Source organism: Natrialba taiwanensis DSM 12281, assembly GCF_000337595.1.
GTDB classification, from domain to species: domain Archaea; phylum Halobacteriota; class Halobacteria; order Halobacteriales; family Natrialbaceae; genus Natrialba; species Natrialba taiwanensis.
Genome location: NZ_AOIL01000048.1, coordinates 41,263 through 58,940, shown reverse-complemented (window position 1 = coordinate 58,940; position 17,678 = coordinate 41,263). Strand labels below are relative to the sequence as shown.

Here is a 17,678-nt window from a genome sequence, read left to right as displayed (position 1 = left end):
CGGCGGCCGGAGCCAATCACGCGCGTTCGGACGGCGTCGTGTGACGCTCGGCGGATACGACGCGCCGAGCGGAGACAAGCGAGAGCGTCGCTCCCCCGACCAGGAAGAATCCGCCGAGCAACGCCACGGTTTCGAGCGGACCGGTGAGATCGGCGACGTACCCCGCAACTGGCTTCAACGGGGCCCGGACGACCGCATAACACATCGACATCGCACTCAGGACGGTTGCGCGTCCGGTCGACCCGATTCGATCGTTGACGTACGCGGTGACCAGCGGCTTCGATAGCGCAGCGGCCCCTTTCAGAAAGACGAACACCGGAATTGCAAGCAGCGGGAGAACCGCCGGCGCGACAAGCGCCACTGCGACGGCGACGGGTACCCAGACAAGCACTACACGAATCCCGGCGAGTTCACGAACGCGGGCCGCGCTATCGCTCGCGATCGCGCTGACGACGGCAAAGCAGGCGTAGAGCACGCCCAGGAGTGCGGGCTCTGGGAGTCCAGCAGTCACCCCAATCGCTGTGCCAGCACCCGTCCCGCCGCCCGCGCTCGCACCCATCACTGCCATCGAATCGAGTACCCGACCGAGTACGGTCTCCGCAATCGGCTGGATGAAGGAATCCGCCGCGTTGACGACGGCGAAAAACAGCGCGATGAAGGCGACGAACGGGCGCAACGACCCCGAAAGCAGGTCCGTCCGGATGATCGACAGCGACTCGCGAACGCCGACCCGGTCCGTCGCAATCGTCTCACCACCGTGTGCGTTCTGCGGGAACGAAAGAACGATACCGATCCCGCAGGCGTGCAACGCCGCCGATGCAATGAACGGATACGTCGGATGGGCGACGTAGAGCAGTCCGCCGGCGATCATCGTCATCGCCGACGTGTACTCGTAGATCGCCCCGCCGCGACCGCGCACGCGAGTGAACTCGTTGTTGTCGCCGTTTCCGCTGTTGTCGTCGTTGTCGTCATTGCGCAGGTCCGTCGCGAGCGTCTCGTACAACCAGGCGTCAGCGGTTCCCGATTGAAACGCGATCGAAACGGCCCACAGCGAGTAGAGGACGACGAACTGCCAGTACGCATCGGCGACGACGAATCCGGCGACTGATGCGGTCATCGACATCATTCCGAGCGCGAGGGCGTTCCGGCGACCGATGCGGTCAGCAGCGTAGCCGGTCGGGACCTCGAGAAGGACGACGAGCACGGCGGAAATGGCGCTCAATAGCCCGATCTGGGTAAACGAGAGGTCGTTCCAGAGCAAAAAAAGCGTGAAGACCGGCCAGATGAAGCCGACCGAGTCGGTCGCCTTGTAGCCGTAGTATGTCAGAATCGTCGTGTTCGGAAGCCGATCGACGGGGGACAGCACTATTCTATCGTCGCGTGGCGTCCCGTTTAGTCGTTCCCTGATCGCAGTTTCTGTAAGTTAATGGATGTTTTCCGCGCGGAGTTCTTCAGAGGAGAGTCGCGCTGCTCGAGTTCAGATGTAACTGTGAGGGGTAGCGAAATCGACGGAGAAGAACGGCTCGATCGGCGTTAGCGAGCGGCCGCCGCGACGCGCTCTTTTTCCTCTTTCTGGCTGACCGCGTAGGTCTGGACGTCGTAGTTCGCTGCGCCGGTGAGCTGAGAGGCGATGGCCTCAGGGACCGACGTGGACGTCTTGAACGAGGCGTTGTGGACGCCTTCGGCGAGGAACTTCAGCGCCTGATCGACGCGGCGCTGGGGCGCGACGTCGACGGCCTTGGGGACCGAGATGCCACCGTATTTCAGGCGGACGGTCTCCTCGCGCGGCGCTGCGTTCTCGACGGCCGTCACGAGAATCTGGATCGGGCTCTCCTCGGTGCGCTCGTGGATGAGGTCGAACGCCTCGCGGACGTAGCTGAGCGTCTTTTGTTTCTTGCCCGTGTTCTCCTCGGTCTGCATGAGACGATTGATAAATCGCTCGACGATGGAGATCTGGGACTTCTGGAACTGCTTGCTGGCGTGGCGACCGGCGGTGTGTGCGACTGGCGTTACGGTGATGTAGCGCTCGGTCGAGGGGTCCTCGTAGGCGATTTCGTCGATTTCCCACGTGCCAAAGAGCTGTGCGCCGACATCTGTACCGCCTGCCGGGGCGTCCGGGTCGGGTTGATCTTCTGCCGCCATGGTTATCGCACCGGTTTCTCCGCGTTTCCGCGAACGAGTTCTTTCAGCGCGACGCCGTTGACCTTGTCGACCTTGTAGTTGACGCCGGAGAGGTCACCCATTGCACGACCCTTCGCCCCACCGATACCGGCGATGGTAACTTCGTCGTGCTCGTCGATGAACGAAATTGCGCCGTCACCGGGACAGAACGCGGTGACCTGCTTGCCGTTTTTGATCAGCTGCACGCGGACGCACTTTCGGATCGCCGAGTTGGGCTGCTTGGCTTCAATGCCGACCTTTTCGAGTACGATACCTCGTGCCTGGGGCGCTCCCTCGAGAGGGTCGGACTTCTCGCGAAGTCCACGAGCGCGGCGCGCGTAGTCAGAGTCAGACCACCGCTGATTCTGGCGGTCCTTCTTGAGCTTACGCGCGGCGTACTTGCCGTTTGCCATAGTGTCCGTCGCTATCCGACGAAGACACTTAAGCATCCCTGTTTCGATCCGCCGTTACGCCACGAGAGCGCTCGATGTACCCCGCTCGCCGGATCTGAGCGTGTTTCGTGAACTCGAGTTAGCGCTCGAGCGTCGATTAGCGGGCCTCGGCAGACTGGAGGTTCCCGAACGGCGCCAGTCGCCGTGCCAGATCGAAGCCGCCGTACACGAAGTGGCAGTCGCTCCGGTGAATTCTCGTTTGGTGACAGTTTCGCGGATATGAACAAAATCGTATGAGTAACGAGAAGCTATTAGTTAGGTGGGTCACATTCTGCAACCAGTATGACACTCAATACAGTACTTCTCGCCAATTCATGGATTAGCCGACTTCTCGGTTCTAGTGACAGTAGCTCACAATCAGATGATGAACTGCCAACGGTGCACGATCGGATCGGGTACGAGGGATCACTCGAGGATGCGGAGGTGATCGGACGGAGTCCGCAGTCGTATATCGCTGCCGGCGAATCGGTTTCGACGTTCGTGGGCAAACAGGTGACTACCAAACTCGCCCAGCACGGCCTCGAGGACATCGAGGGCGAGGAGTGGTACTCACTCAAAATCCCACTCGCCGCACTGTACGATATGCGCGATGAGTACGGCGATGTCAGGATGCGGAATATGGGTCGAAACGTCCCCGAGCACGTCGAATTTCCGCCAGAACTGTCCGAGGTCGAGAACGCGCTACCGGGGATCAATCAGGCGTATACCCAGAACCACCGCGGTGCGGACATCGGGTCCTACGAGTTCAAGCAAGCGGGATCGAACGAGGGAGTGATGATCTGTGAGAACCCGTATCCGTGCGAGTTCGACAAGGGACTTATCAAGGGTGTGGCGAAGAAATTTGCCGACAGCCACGTCACGGTTGAGGAGGTCGGCGATCAGTGTCGATCGGAGGGCGGCCAGCACTGTGAGTATCGCGTCGAGTGGATATAGCCGAGTACGGGTTCGAATTCTAATTCGGGTTTGAAGTCGAAGTCAGTACGGATACTCGCGCGGCTCGCGCTGAATCGAGATCCACTTCAGCGTCGTCAGGGTGTCCATGATCCACTCGTCGTTGTACCGACCCATGCCCGAGGCACCGACACCGCCGAAGGCGACGTGGGGTTCGTCGTTCAGCGGCTGATCGTTGATGTGGACCATTCCAGTCTCTAACGCATCGGCCACGTCACGCGCGCGGGAGACATCGGTTGAGTGAACCGATCCCGACAGCCCGTAGTCGGTGCCGTTGGCGATTCGGACCGCCTCCTCGTCGGTCTCGAACGGGATAACCGGGGCGACTGGCCCGAAGTGCTCGTTGCAAGCGGCCGGCATATCGGCCGTGACATCCGAGAGCACCGTGGGTTCGATGAACAATCCGTCGTGGTTACCGCCGGCCTCGACCGTCGCGCCGCGCTCGATTGACTCCGCGAGGAATCCGACGATTTTGTCGCGCTGGCTCTCGTTGATGACCGGCCCGACGAGCGTCCCCTCTTCGCGCGGATCGCCGATAGGAAGCTGTTCGGCGCGGTCGGCAAGCCCTGCGACGTACTCGTCGTATAGCGACTCGTGGATCAGGTGACGGTTGATCGAGATACACTCTTGACCCTGATGAGTGAACGAGCCGAACGCGCCAGCATCGATCGCACGCTCTACGTCGGCGTCTTCGAGCACGATGTGTGCGTTGTTGCCGCCCAGTTCCAGCGCCGGTTCCGTGTACGAGCCGACGGCGCGCTGGCCGACGCCTCGCCCGACTTCCGAGGACCCGGTAAACGCCATCACTGATGGGACTGGGTGACCCGAGAAGTGGTCGCCGATCTCGTGGCCGTAGCCAGGGACGACGTTCAGGACGCCCGCCGGCAGTCCGGCCTCCTCGAAGACCTTCGCAAGTACGAGACCGCCCGTCAGCGGGGTGTGCTCGTCGGGCTTTAGCACGACGCTGTTGCCCAGCGCGATAGCCGGTGCGACGACCCGACTGGAGAGATACAGCGGGAAGTTCCACGGCGTGATGACGCCGACGACGCCGGCGGGTTCGCGCACGAGCAGATTCTCCTTGCCCGGCGTCACCGACTCCTTGCGGCGGCCGCCGTCGCGCATCGCCAGTCCGGATCCGACCTCCATCGTCCCCTGGGCAAGTTGCGTCTCGAAGTCAGCTTTCAGCTGGACACCCCCGCACTCGACTGCAAACAGTGTTGCAAGGTCCGCAGCGTACTCACCCAGCAACGCACAGGCATCCGCAACGATCCTGGCACGTTCCTGCGGCGGTCGATTCGCCCATGCTGCCTGGGCCTCGTCCGCGATCGCGTACGCCTCGTCGACATCGTCCTCGGTACTCGAAGGGACCCTCGTCAGGGTTGTCCGCGTCGCAGGATTTTCGACTTCGATCGGGTCTCGGTCACCGGCCGGAACCCACTCTCCGTCGAGATACAGCGCGTTCCATCCGTTCTCCGGCGCAATATCGAGTTCATCTACGGCACGCTCTTCGGCAGGGGAATCGTTCGTACCCGGCATACGAACTCCGTCTCAGTGAACGCTGTTTACTGTTTTGGTTATGATATTCGTAGCCAAAAACTACTTGTACAACACTATACAGTAATGACTATCACCGAACTAGATACATACGCCTACTTAGATATCGTCGACCAAACAGCCGAATCAGAACCGAAGAGACCGGCGTCAACCCAGCCGCTTGTGCCGAGTGTCTCGGCCACTCGTTTCATTCACTGTCACTGAACGGGTCACCCGCGAGTTCAACAGAGAGGCTTCAACAGGAGAAGTTCAATGAAGAAGGCAGATACCGAAACAACCGGGAGACGACCGGGACCGCTCAAATAAGCTGTACGTCGTCGATCCCGCAGTGTCGAGCGGCGAGTCGACGAACAGTCTCGATCGTGCGACCGTTCGATCCGATCGCAACGCCGCGGTCGGAATCGGCGACTTCGACGTAGGCGACCGTATCGTTGTTCTCGCTGATCGTCACGTTGTACACCGTTGCGGGTGCAAACGCGTTCGTAACGAATGCCTCAGGATCGTCGGCGTTTTCGACGAGCCGAACCGGCAGGCCGATACGCTCCTGAAACTGCGTTACCGTCCGTCCGTCGGGCCCGATCGCCTCGCCCAACTGACCGCTCGCGACGACGATCGTCAACTGAACTCGTGCGCCGTCAGCCCCGGTGTCGATAATGCAGTCGATGCCGTCTGCACCCGTCACCTCCTCGAACGTCTCGAGATACTGCCGGGCGTCGTCGTCGAGGGTTACCGCCATCGATCAGTCTGCTTGGCCGCCGGGTCCGGGATTGATCGATCCCATCCGCAGATCGACGTCGCCGGTCCCGAGTTTGATCGGTTTGCCGACGATGACGTTCTCCGCGACACCGTCGAGTTCATCGATCTCGCCGTGGATCGCTGCGTTCAGCAAGTGATTAACCGTCACCTCGAACGCCGCCCGTGCGAGGACGGAGTCTTTCGATCCAGAGATGCCGTGGCGACCGATCGACTCGATCTCGCCGCGATTGGTCATGATGTCCGCGACGAGCATCAGGTGACGAACGTTCACGTCGTCGAGCCCCTGCTCTGCGAGCGTGTTGTTCGTCTCCTCGATGATGGCCTCGCGAGCGGCCTCGATGCCGAGGTTGCGGTGGATCTCGTGGATGTTGTTACACGTCGTCCGCGAGGCGTCGACGCCCTCGATCTCGAGCACGTCGCCGAAGGCAGACCCCTCGGTGTAGAGGACGAACTGCTCGTCGCCTTCCTCCAGTTCCTCGCGGCGGATGACAACGCGGGAGACCTCCTCGATCCCTTTGAACGTGATATCCCGCAGTTCCTCGACGAGTTGGAGCAAGTCACGGTAGGACGGCTCCTCCGGACCGAACTCGATCTCGGTACCGTTCTGAATCGCCTTCACGCCGAGGTTGTCCTCGATGATTTCAGCCACCTCATCGGGCGTGATCAGGCGCTCGTCGAGCGTCTCCTCGTTGAGCGAAATCTGCACGCGCATGTCGGCAACGTTCGTCGACACGTCACCCAGCGCGAGGATCTTCGTCGCCTCGATATTCCAGACGACTTCGTGGGCCTTCTCGCGCTCGGTCGCGTACTCGTCCTCGAGATACACCGTCATCATCGGCGTATCCGGCGTCTTCCGGGCGTCGACGAGTTCGATCAGTCGCGGCAGCCCCTGGGTCACGTCGATCTCTGCGACCCCCGCGTAGTGGAACGTGTTCATCGTTAGCTGCGTCCCCGGCTCCCCAATCGACTGTGCGGAGACGGTCCCGACGGGTTCGAGCGGTTCGACCCGGGTGTCGATGTAGCGTGCCTCGACCGCCTTCGCGAGTTCGTCCGCGTCTTCGACGGTCGCGTCGCCGCGGTCCTCCAGCGTTTCGTAGACTTCGTCCTTGAGTCGCCGCGGAAGGTCGGCGTCCTCGACGACGGCGATCGTGTCGTCGTCGACGGCGTAGTCGACCTCAGTCATCCGAGGGCACCTCCGTTTCCTCGGCAAAGCGAGTATCCGCGTGCTCGGAGAGGTTCGTCGGCTGGCGTTTCATGCCGAGGAACTCCTCTTTCTCGGCCTCGGAGGCGAACTCCGAGTCCAGGACGCGATCCGCGATCTGGGCGACCTCGATATCGTTGTCGTCGTCCGAGGAAACCTTGACCGGCGAGGTGCCGTCCTCGCCGAACTCGAACTGGATGATCGTATCGCTCGTGTCCCGAACCGTGCCGTCGTACTGCGCTTCGAGTTCGGAGAGCGCGTTGATCAGCCGCCGCTGCAGATAGCCCGACTTCGAGGTTCGGACTGCCGTGTCGACCAGGCCCTCGCGGCCACCCATCGCGTGGAAGAAGAACTCTCGCGGCGTCAGACCGCTGGTGTAGGAGTTCTCGACAAAGCCGTGTGCCTCCGCGGAGAGGTCGTTCGGCTGATAGTGGCTGAGGGTACGATCCTCGTACCCCCGGTTGATCCGCTCGCCGCGAACCGCCTGCTGGCCGACGGCACCGGCCATCTGGGTCAGGTTGAGCATCGACCCACGCGCACCGGAGTTCGCCATGACGACCGCCGGATTCTCGTCGGAGAAGTGCTCGTCGGCGATGTTCCCGGCGTTGTCGCGGGCACGCGAGAGCGTCTGCATGATCTTCATCTCGAGGGTTTCATCGAGCGTCCGGCCCGGCAGCGACTCGAGTTCGCCGCGCTCGTAGGCCTCGATGAGTTCCTCGACGCGATCGTTCGCGTCCTCGATCGTCTCGTCGATGCGCTCCTGTGCCGCCTCCGGGATCGTCTCGTCGTCGATGCCGATCGAGAACCCGAAGTGCATGATCGCACGCATCGCCAGCGTCGAGACCTCGTTGATGAAGATCCGCGAGCGCGTGTTGCCGTAGACCTTCGTAATGGTGTCGACGATCTCGCCGCCGAACTCGCCGACCTCGTCCTCGGCGATCGTTCCCTCGATCAGCTGGCCGTCCTCGATGACGACTTCGTCGCCGACCGTGCCGATGAACTCGAGGTTCAGGTCGTCCGGCAGGAGTTCGGAGAAGACATCGTAGCCGGTCCAAAACGGCTCGCCAGCGTCGTCGATGCCGCTCGGTTCGGGCAGTTCGTCGATCCGGGTCGCACGCAGCAGGTCGAGCGCCTGCGTCTCGTTGAACCGCGGATTGTCGTGAGTCAGGAGGTACATCCCACTGATGTGGTCCTGAATGGCCCCGATAATGTTCTCGCCGAAGCGCGGCGAGAGAATCTGCTCCTGAACTCGCATGAGCACGCGGGCCTCTGCACGAGCTTCCTCGTTTTGCAGCGCGTGCATGTTCATCTCGTCGCCGTCGAAGTCGGCGTTGTACGGCGGGCAGACGACGGTGTTCAGCCGGAACGTCTTGTACGGCATGACCACGACCTCGTGGGCCATGATCGACATCCGGTGGAGCGACGGCTGGCGGTTGAAGATGACGATGTCACCGTCGACCATGTGACGGTTGACCTCCCAGCTGGCCTGGACCTTCTCCGCGAGTTGCTCGCAGTTCTTCTCGGTGACCTTCAGTCGGCGACCGTCGGGTCGGCGGACGTAGTTCGCGCCGGGGTGGGCCTCGGGCCCGTTGGAGACGTAGCGACGAGCCTCCTCTAAGTTTCGCTCCGTGACGTTCATCGTCTGGGTCATCTCCTTTGCGACTCGGTCCGGAACGCCGACCTCGTTCAGGCTCAGGGTCGGGTCCGGCGAAATGACGGTCCGTGCAGAGAAGTTCACACGCTTCCCGGACAGCGAGCCGCGGAATCGACCCTCCTTCCCCTTCAGGCGCTGCGAGAGGGTCTTGAGCGGCCGACCCGAGCGGTGGCGGGCCGGCGGCGTCCCCGAAATCTCGTTGTCCATGAAGGTGGTGACGTGGTACTGCAGCAGTTCCCAGAGGTCCTCGATAATCAGCTGTGGCGCGCCGGCCTCGCGGTTCTCCATGAACCGCTGGTTGATCCGGATGATGTCAACCAGTTTGTGCGTGAGGTCGTCCTCGCTGCGCTGGCCGTTGTCGAGCGTGATCGACGGTCGCGCCGTCACCGGCGGGACGGGGAGGACGGTGAGGATCATCCACTCCGGGCGCGAGCGCTCGGCATCGATGCCGAGCACTTCGATGTCCTCGTCCGGAATGGCCTCGAACCAGTCCCGGATGTCGCTTGGCATCAGCTTGTTCGTGTCCTCCTCCGTGAGGTCGATATCCAGCGCCTTCTCGATCGCTTTGCGCTGACTCTCGCGCGGGCGGAACGATCCCGAGAGGATCTCGTTGATCCGCGAGAGTTCAATATCGGTCTCCTCGGCGAGTTCGTCAGGCGAGGTACGCTCGATGCCTTCCTCCTCGTCGCCCTGCATCGCGCCGGCGATGCGCTGGGAGTACTCGCTGGTGAGGACCTGCTGGACCTCGTAGTAGGTGGTCGGCTTCTCGTGGTCGATATCGTACTGGATCTCGCCGCAGAACGGACAGCGATCCTTCTTTCGAGCCTGCCGAATCGCGGCCTTCGTCACGTCGTTCAAGTCCCGGCCGAGCTTTCGCGATTCGTCGATCTGGTCGCGGAACTCGCCGCGTTCGTCTTCGGTCAGCAGCAGGCGCGAGCACTCACGACAGGTGCCACGCAGGAGCCGGCGAATGAGCTTCGTAAAGCCGACGTGGATAACCGGCGCGGCGAGTTCGATGTGGCCGAAGTGGCCGTTACACGACCCCGAGTGCTTCCCGCAGGTCTTGCACTCCAGACCGGGGTCGATCACGCCGAGCCGTGGATCCATCAGCCCCATGTCGATGGGGAAGCCGTCGTCGTCGTAGGTGTCGGCGGTGATGATCTTCGTCGCGCTCATCTCCCGGTACTCCTCGGGCTCCATCAGCCCGAAGTTGATCGATCCGATATCTTTTGGTGTACTGTTTCGCATTGTTTTAGACAGCGTCTGCCAGTTCCAGTCGCGGTGCGATACCAAGCGCCTTCATCTCGTCCAACAGGAGCTTGAACGCGTAACTCATCTCGATTTCATGGATGTCCGTCTCCTCGCCGCAGTTCGGACAGTAGACGCGTCGTTGCTCGACGTTTTCGACCGCACTCATCCCACACTGCCCACAGATGTTGATGAACTCGCGGTCGGACTCGTCAAGCAGTCGTTCCTTGAGCGTCATCGCGGCACCGTGACCGATGAAGACGTCGCGTTCCATCTCCCCGATACGGAGGCCGCCCTCGCGGGCCCGCCCTTCGGTCGGCTGGCGGGTCAGCACCTGCACCGGCCCGCGCGAACGAGCGTGCAGCTTGTTCGAGACCATGTGGTAGAGCTTCTGGTAGAAGATGATCCCGACGAAGATCTCGGCTTCGATTTTTTCGCCCGTCACGCCGGAGTACATCGTCTCCTTCCCGGCGGAGTTAAATCCGGCATCCTCCAGCCCGTCGCGGAGTTCGGACTCGTCCTCGCCGAGGAAGGGCGTCCCGTCGACGCGCCGTCCTTCCATCGCGCCGAGCTTGCCGCCGATCATCTCGAGGATGTGCCCGACCGTCATCCGCGACGGCAGCGCGTGCGGGTTGACGATGAGGTCCGGCACGACGCCGTTCTCGGTGAAGGGCATGTCCTCCTGGGGTGCGAGGTGGCCGACGACGCCCTTCTGTCCGTGGCGGGATGCGAACTTGTCCCCGAGTTCAGGAATGCGCTCGTCGCGCACGGAAACCTTCGAGAGTTTCGAGCCGTCCTCGCCTTCCATCAGCGTGACGGTGTCGACGACACCCGACTCGCCCGAGCGCATGGTAACGGAGGTCTCGCGTCGTTTCTGTGGCGAGAGGCCGCCCATGTCGTCCGGCTCCTCTAAGAATCGCGGCGGACTCGTCTTGCCGAGCAGGACGCTGTTTTCGTCGACGTCCGTCTCGGGGTTGACGAGGCCGTCTTCGTCCAAGTGCGCGTAGGCGTCCTCACCGCGTGCGCCGCGGACGTCCTGGGAAGGGACCTCGAAGCGGTCCTCCTGACCGCCCGGATACCGTCGTTCCTCGCCCTCGTAGGTCCGGAAGAAGTGCGAGCGGGCGAGCGCGCGCTCGACCGAGGCCTTGTTCATGACGAGCGCGTCCTCGATGTTGAATCCCTCGTAGCTCATCACGGCGACGACGAAGTTCTGGGCCGCGGGCCGGTCGTCGAAGCCGATCTGCTCGGTCGTCTGGGTCTTGACCATCGAGAGCTGCGGGTAGTGCAGCAGGTGCTGGCGCGTGTCCGGCCGAATTCGGTAGTTGGCCGAGGGCAGCCCCAGCGACTGCTTGACCATCCCCGCCCCCATCGTAATCCGCGGCGACGCGTTGTGTTCCGGATACGGAATCATCCCCGCACCGATCCCGAAGATGAGCTGCGGGTCGATTTCGAGGTGGGTGTGATCCTCGTTTAGATCGTCCTCGTCGACGGCGACGTAGATGTCCTCCTCCTCCTCGGCGTCGATGAACTCGATGTAGCCGTGATCGACGAGATCCTCGAACTCGAGTTCGTCGTTCTGGAGGGCTTGGATCTCCTGGTCAGAGATGCGTGGTTCGCCGTCTTCGACGACGAGTAGCGGGCGGCGAGCGCGGCCCGCATCGGCGTTGACGATCACTTCGCGGGTGCGTTCTTTGACCGAGACGTTGACCATCTCGCTGACGTCGCCGATTCGTCGTGCTTCGCGGATCTGTGCTGCAAGCTCGTGCGGGTTCGGGTGCGTTCCCACCAGCGACCCGTTGACGTAGACCTTGGCGTCTCGTTGTTGGCTGCTCATGATTGATTAGTCGTCTGCCGGTGATGTCGTTCGTTCGATACCTTCGAGACCGGGAATCCCTTCGACCCCCATCGAGGCGAGTTCACGTTTGAGCGCTTGCTCGTCCTCGATGTTCTGGGAGAGTTCCATCGCCTGCGCGAAGTTCTTGACCAGCCCACAGTTCGGTCCCTCCGGCGTCTCGGAGGGACAGATGCGACCCCACTGGGTCGCGTGGAGGTCTCGCGCTTCGAAGTGTGGCTGACTGCGCGAGAGCGGGCTGCGCAGGCGGCGAAGGTGTGAGAGAACCCCCATGAAATCAGTTCTATCCACCAGTTGGGAGACGCCGGAGCGACCGCCGACCCAGTTCCCCGTCGCGATCGGGTGCTCCAGACGTTCGGTGAGCACGTCTGAGCGGACGACCGTCGAGACCGACAGGTTTCGGTTTCGCATGTTGGCGCGCTCGAGCTGGTACTTCACGTCGCGTGCGAGCTTGTTCAGCGCCGTCCGGAACAGGTCTTTCATCAGGTCGCCGGAGACCTTCAGCCGCTTGTTGGCGTAGTGGTCCTTGTCGTCCGCCTCACGACGGTTGAGCGCGAGCTCGAAGCAGGCCTCGGCCATCCGGCAGAGATAGTGAGCTTTGTTGATTCGGACGTCTTCTTCCTCGACGCCGTCCTCGTGGAGATGCGGCAGGAGATAGCGGTCGATAACGTAGTTCGCTCGTTTGAGCTGGTAGTTCTTGCCCTGGCCGGAGGCGACGCGTTTTCCGAGTTCTTCGATGGCACCCTCCTCGGTCTGGACGTCCGCCTCCTCCAGATTTTCGAGCATGTACTTGACGACCTCGGGGTCGTTCGAGACCTTGTGGACGATCTCTTCGTCCGATTCGAGGCCGAGGGCACGCACGAGCGTCACGAAGTTGATAGAGCCGGAGACGGAGGGGAAGCTCACCTCGAGCAGGCCGTCACGAGTTCGTTCACAGAGGACGAGCGCTCGGTAGCCACGGCGCTGGGAGAAGGTCTTTGCGACCTGGATCTCGTCGCCGTATTTGGTGTCGTATTCGGCGAGGATCTTGTTCGGCGCGAGGTCCTCGCTGGTCATCAGCACGCGCTCGGAGCCGTTGACGATGAAGTATCCGCCGGGGTCCGCCGGATCTTCGCCGATCTCGATCAGTTCCTCGTCCGAGAAGCCGGCGATGTTACACTTATCGGAGCCGACCATGATCGGCATCCGGCCAATCTTCGTCTCCGTGGAGTCGACGACTCGCTGGTCGCCTTCCTCGCCCTTGACGATCGACATCTCCATGAAGACCGGTGCGGAGTACGTGATGTTTCGGAGGCGGGCCTCCTGTGGGTAGAGGAGTTCTTCGGAGCCGTCGGCCTCCCGAACGCGGGGCGTGACGACACGCACGTCACCAAGCTCGACGTGGACCGGTTCTTCGCCTTCCTTGTCGCCGATGTCCGTATCGATGGTTTCCTTCTCGTCGACGACCTCCTGCATCCCCCGGTTGAGGAAAGAGTTGAACGAGCGGTAGTGATGTTCTGCGAGCCGTTCCTTCGAGAAGTATTCGCGTGAGATGTCCCGTCGTTTCTCGCGGTTGAGTTCCATTGCCATTTATTCCACCACAAGTCGGTATACGACTGCCTGATCGGTTGTACGCGAGTCGCGGACGATTTTGATGACGTCGCCGAGCTCCGCCTCGTCTGGAATTGCGGGATCGGTCCGTTTGATTTTCGGCAGATCTGTGCGGTCGATGTCGTACTCGGAGAGGACCTCCTCGAGCGTCTCTTCCTCGAGGATGGAGTGGTCCGGCACGAGTTCGTGTTGGCTTACGTCTACCATGTATTGATGTGCGTGTGCGCTATTGGGAGAGAAGCGGCTGTCACGAGATACTACAGCTACGTAGCGGCGGCAGGCATTTAACGGTTTCTAACTTGATTCAGAAGCGTCGCTGTTCGACCGGGCGGACCTGACCGGAGTAACCGATCACACTCGTGAATAGCCGATTCTCAGTTAAATTCCTTGTGGGTCATGTGAAGAACCCACACAATAATCGAAAGTCACGGGTAGTTGTGTCCCGATTTCCCGTACCACGGCGCGTTCAATTGGAAACCCTTAATACTCTCACCGGGAAACCAAGAGTTGCAAGCCCGGGTGGTGTAGTGGCCCATCATACAACCCTGTCACGGTTGTGACGCNAACCAAGAGTTGCAAGCCCGGGTGGTGTAGTGGCCCATCATACAACCCTGTCACGGTTGTGACGCGGGTTCAAATCCCGCCTCGGGCGTTCTCTTTCGCGAACAAATTCGACGAGCAACGCGTATGATTCAATATCTGTTGCTGATCTACGCGATGAGTCACGCATTCGTCCGGACGGATCGCCAGCCCGTGACAGTCGAGTCGCCTGAACTCGTTTCGGATTCCAGTCAATTTTCTCATCTACTGGATGTTGTTGATGTCAACCATGGTTCCGTGTGCGAGGTAGGATTTACCAGCGGCGAGTTCGTAGATGTCCGAATGACCACATGATGGCGGGTGCAGAACAAAACCCTTAATACTCTCACCGGGAAACCAAGAGTTGCAAGCCCGGGTGGTGTAGTGGCCCATCATACAACCCTGTCACGGTTGTGACGCNAACCAAGAGTTGCAAGCCCGGGTGGTGTAGTGGCCCATCATACAACCCTGTCACGGTTGTGACGCGGGTTCAAATCCCGCCTCGGGCGTTTTCTTCGATTTCAACTTCGTAAGCGACCGGTATAGCCGTGTCGCGAACACACTGAATCGAAGAGCGACAGAATCGGGATTTGAAAACAAAGAGTCGCACGCCCGGACCGGTCGAACAGAGTGAGACCGCAGCCCGGAACGTCTCTGTCGGGTTCAAATCCCGCCTCGGGCGTCTTCTTCCGAGAACAAGTTCAATGAACACTGCGTAGTATCTCTCTTCGTCCAGAAGTGGACCACTCGATGGATTTGAACCAGCGAGTTCAGGAGGTCGCGGATAAATTGGGCTCGGCCGCAGGTTAGCGGTCGAAGTGGTAGAGAACCGCTGAGCTCGGACGGCGGCGCTGCGATTATTTTTATCGGATTGAGAATCAACTACGCTGTGCGGAATTCAAAGGATATTGGAGACGAGACAGAAGCCAGAGCAATAGCAACCCTCCTTTCGTGTGGATATAGCGTTTCGGTCCCGTTCGGAGATAACGATAAATACGACTTACTCGTTGATGACGAGGGAGAGATCTATCGCATCCAATGTAAAACGGGATGGGAAAACAAAACGAACACGTTTCGGTTTAATACGCACACTCAAACGACGCGCAATGGCACGTATCATGAGGATGGATACCACGGAAAAATCGACGCGTTCTTCGTCTACTACCCCGAAAACGACACGTTCTATTGGATCGATGCAACCGATTCCACCGAACAGAAAATGGAGCTTCGATTCGAGGCTGAAATCGATCATCCATCGATAAACTGGGCAGAAGAGTACGTATTTACGGGCGAGATATGAGAAGCGGAGAGAGGAGTCTGCGGACGGAAACGAGTGAACGTCCGCTACTGCGTCACAAACAGTATCTATTTAGTACTTGTTTCGAGAGTGTCCAATAATACTAGCTAGATTCCCTCCCTTCAGGACAATGTCACAGTCGATCACCGTCCTCGTCGTCGACAACGAGCCAGGATTCGCCGACCTCGCCGGAGAGATGCTCGAACGCAAACGATCTGAACTCGTCGTCGAGGCAGCAACGAGCGGAGAGGAGGCGCTCGAGTTCATCGAGCGGCGCGATGTCGACTGTATCGTCAGCGATTACGAGATGCCGGATTTGACGGGACTGGAGTTGCTCGAGCGCGTTCGAGAGGACGACCCGGAGATTCCGTTTGTGCTCTTTACGGGACGGGGGTCGGAGGCGGTTGCGAGCGAGGCGATCGATGCGGGTGTGACCCAGTATCTGCAGAAGGGGACCGGCCAGGAACAGTATACGTTGCTCGCGAATCAGATTACGAACGCGGTCGCCCAGTATCGGGCGGAGACGGAGTTGCGCGAGAGCGAGCGCCGCTACGAGCGGACGGTGACGACGCTCCACGAGACGACGCGGGAGTTGATGCGGGCCGAAACGAAGGCGGGAATTTACGAGACGGCGGTCGAGACGGCGGCGGAGATGGGAGGTGTGGTCGCTGCTGCGGCGTACGCGTTCGAGTCGACGGCGCGGGTGCTCGACCCCGTCGTATCGGCGTCGGCCGAGGAGGTGTGCGGGGTCGTCGATTCCGGAATCGAAGCCCCGCGCGAAGACGACCTCGTCTGGGAAGCGTTCTCGGCGGGGACGACGACCCGGTACGAGGCGTGTACGCGGTCGGGCGGGATTTTGAAGACCGAGCTGGTTCAGCGAAGCGAAATCGTCGTTCCGCTCGGCTCGCACGGAGCGTTAGTTGCGGGGACGGACGCGGAATCGTTCGACGAGACGACGGCCGAAGTCGTCGAGATACTGGCGGCGAATACCGAAGCGGCGCTCGATCGGGCGGAACGCGAACAGTTGCTCCGCGAGCACGACCGGACGTTGACCCGCCAGAACGAGGAGTTGACGCGGCTCAACCACATCAACGAGATTATCCGTGAGATCAACCACGGGGTCGCACAAGCCTCGACACGCAGCGGGATCGAATCGACCGTCTGTGAACGGCTTGCCGACACCGACCGCTACCGATTCGCCTGGATCGCAAGCGACGACCCACCGGTGCCGACGGCCTGGACCGGCGTCGATGCGGCGTACATGGATCGCATTCGGGAGGCGAGCGACCAGGCTCCAGAAGTGGCGCTGATCCGGCAGACGCTCGCGACCGAACAACCTTGTGTCGTTCGCGACGTACTCGAAGCCGAGCCCTGGGAGCAACGGCGAGCGGAGGCGCTCACCTACGGCTTCCAGCGTGTCCTCGCCGTGCCGCTCACGGACGGCGAACGCGAGTTCGGCGCACTCCTGGTCCACATCGGCGGCGGCGACGAGATCGGCGACGCCGAGCGCGAGGTGCTTGCCGAACTCGGCGAGACCATCGGCCACGCGATTCACTCGGTCGAACGAACGCGGGCGATGCTTACGGACAGTCGGCTCGAACTCGAACTCGAGTGTCGAGACCCCCGATTGCTTTTCAACCGGCTGACGACCCGTATCGACGAACCGCTTACCGTCGCGGGCGTGATCGACCGACCGAACGGCGAGTTCGTCTGTTTCGTGAGTGCGCCGTCGTCGGTGGATCTCCGCCCGGTTGCGGACGAGTGGGCAGTGATCGAGACCTGTTCGGTCGTCTCGGACGGCGACGACGAGACGCTCTTCGAGGTGACGGGATCGACGACGCCGCTTATCGACGTGTTACGAACGTACGACGTGACGGTTCGGACTGCGGTCGCCGAGGCGGGGACCTCGACGCTCGTCCTGGAGGTGCCAAAGCAGGTCGAAGCGCGCACGCTGTTCGAGGCGATCAGCGAACGCTACCCGGACACCGAACTTGAGGCGCGCCGCGAGACGGCGAGTGCGCGATCGGCCCAACAACTGGATACTCACCTCGAAGAGGAGTTGACCGACAAGCAGTACGAGGCGTTACAGGCGGCTCACTACAGCGGCTTTTTCGAGTGGCCCCGGGAGAGTACCGGCGAGGACCTTGCAGGGGTGCTCGACGTATCCTCGCCGACGTATCAGTACCACCTTCGGGCCGCGGAGCGAAAGCTCGTCACGCTGGCGCTTGGTCGCTCATCTAAATAATTAGTATATCTCTGAGAGAGCACCTACATAACTAGAAACCATACTTAACCACCAGCCAATCGTACCCGTAAGTGGCGATCTGCGAAGGCTGTCGCCACCCCCTAATCCCCACCCCCCACTTTCCGTAATTCCGCACACC

Annotated in this window: 13 protein-coding genes and 2 tRNA genes; 5 read left to right on the top strand and 10 right to left on the bottom strand. The window is 61.2% G+C overall.

Translation table 11 applies throughout. The features are described 5' to 3' along the window. Positions 1 to 16: 16 nt before the first annotated feature. The 3 genes from C484_RS12395 to C484_RS12385 form a co-directional block, all read right to left on the bottom strand. The gene (locus tag C484_RS12395; protein WP_006826271.1) at positions 17 to 1,366 is read right to left on the bottom strand and encodes an MFS transporter; all 1,350 of its coding nucleotides are present in this window, start codon (positions 1,364 to 1,366) and stop codon (positions 17 to 19) included. A 167-nt stretch (positions 1,367 to 1,533) separates the two neighbouring features. Continuing rightward, entirely contained in the window at positions 1,534 to 2,142 is a 609-nt protein-coding gene (locus C484_RS12390; protein WP_006826270.1) for a 30S ribosomal protein S7, read from the bottom strand. 2 nt (positions 2,143 to 2,144) lie between these two features. After that, positions 2,145 to 2,573: a 30S ribosomal protein S12 gene (locus C484_RS12385; protein WP_004267302.1), complete on the bottom strand. Its 429-nt coding sequence runs from the start codon at positions 2,571 to 2,573 to the stop codon at positions 2,145 to 2,147. 417 nt (positions 2,574 to 2,990) lie between these two features. Between C484_RS12385 and C484_RS12380 the strand changes: the two genes are divergently transcribed. Then, complete coding sequence (locus C484_RS12380; RefSeq protein WP_006826269.1) at positions 2,991 to 3,545, top strand: 4-vinyl reductase; 555 nt, start codon at positions 2,991 to 2,993, stop codon at positions 3,543 to 3,545. A 42-nt stretch (positions 3,546 to 3,587) separates the two neighbouring features. Here the strand turns inward: C484_RS12380 and C484_RS12375 are convergent, their stop codons facing one another. The 7 genes from C484_RS12375 to C484_RS12345 form a co-directional block, all read right to left on the bottom strand. Continuing rightward, positions 3,588 to 5,099: an aldehyde dehydrogenase family protein gene (locus C484_RS12375; protein ID WP_006826268.1), complete on the bottom strand. Its 1,512-nt coding sequence runs from the start codon at positions 5,097 to 5,099 to the stop codon at positions 3,588 to 3,590. A gap of 316 nt (positions 5,100 to 5,415) precedes the next feature. Beyond that, on the bottom strand, positions 5,416 to 5,853 hold the full coding sequence (locus tag C484_RS12370; protein ID WP_006826267.1) for a NusA-like transcription termination signal-binding factor: 438 nt from the start codon (positions 5,851 to 5,853) through the stop codon (positions 5,416 to 5,418). Between the two features lie 3 nt (positions 5,854 to 5,856). After that, on the bottom strand, positions 5,857 to 7,056 hold the full coding sequence (rpoA2, locus tag C484_RS12365) for a DNA-directed RNA polymerase subunit A'' (RefSeq protein WP_006826266.1): 1,200 nt from the start codon (positions 7,054 to 7,056) through the stop codon (positions 5,857 to 5,859). Next, positions 7,049 to 9,976, bottom strand: a complete 2,928-nt coding sequence (locus C484_RS12360; protein WP_006826265.1) for a DNA-directed RNA polymerase subunit A' — start codon at positions 9,974 to 9,976, stop codon at positions 7,049 to 7,051. The genes rpoA2 and C484_RS12360 overlap by 8 nt, the downstream gene beginning before the upstream one ends. 4 nt (positions 9,977 to 9,980) lie before the next feature. After that, positions 9,981 to 11,810 carry a DNA-directed RNA polymerase subunit B gene (gene rpoB, locus C484_RS12355; RefSeq protein WP_006826264.1) on the bottom strand — a complete coding sequence of 610 codons (1,830 nt, stop codon included), beginning with the start codon at positions 11,808 to 11,810 and terminating at the stop codon, positions 9,981 to 9,983. Between the two features lie 6 nt (positions 11,811 to 11,816). Further along, entirely contained in the window at positions 11,817 to 13,397 is a 1,581-nt protein-coding gene (locus tag C484_RS12350) for a DNA-directed RNA polymerase subunit B'' (RefSeq protein ID WP_006826263.1), read from the bottom strand. After that, complete coding sequence (locus C484_RS12345) at positions 13,398 to 13,625, bottom strand: DNA-directed RNA polymerase subunit H (protein ID WP_006110585.1); 228 nt, start codon at positions 13,623 to 13,625, stop codon at positions 13,398 to 13,400. It abuts the gene before it with no gap. 372 nt (positions 13,626 to 13,997) lie between these two features. Between C484_RS12345 and C484_RS12340 the strand changes: the two genes are divergently transcribed. The 4 genes from C484_RS12340 (at position 13,998) to C484_RS12320 (ending at position 17,539) form a co-directional block, all read left to right on the top strand. Then, positions 13,998 to 14,070: transfer RNA gene (locus C484_RS12340), tRNA-Asp, on the top strand. A 363-nt stretch (positions 14,071 to 14,433) separates the two neighbouring features. Then, positions 14,434 to 14,506: transfer RNA gene (locus C484_RS12330), tRNA-Asp, on the top strand. A gap of 380 nt (positions 14,507 to 14,886) precedes the next feature. Further along, on the top strand, positions 14,887 to 15,297 hold the full coding sequence (locus tag C484_RS12325) for a group I intron-associated PD-(D/E)XK endonuclease (protein ID WP_006826261.1): 411 nt from the start codon (positions 14,887 to 14,889) through the stop codon (positions 15,295 to 15,297). Between the two features lie 127 nt (positions 15,298 to 15,424). Beyond that, positions 15,425 to 17,539 carry a bacterio-opsin activator domain-containing protein gene (locus tag C484_RS12320; RefSeq protein WP_006826260.1) on the top strand — a complete coding sequence of 705 codons (2,115 nt, stop codon included), beginning with the start codon at positions 15,425 to 15,427 and terminating at the stop codon, positions 17,537 to 17,539. The last annotated feature ends 139 nt before the right edge of the window (positions 17,540 to 17,678 follow it).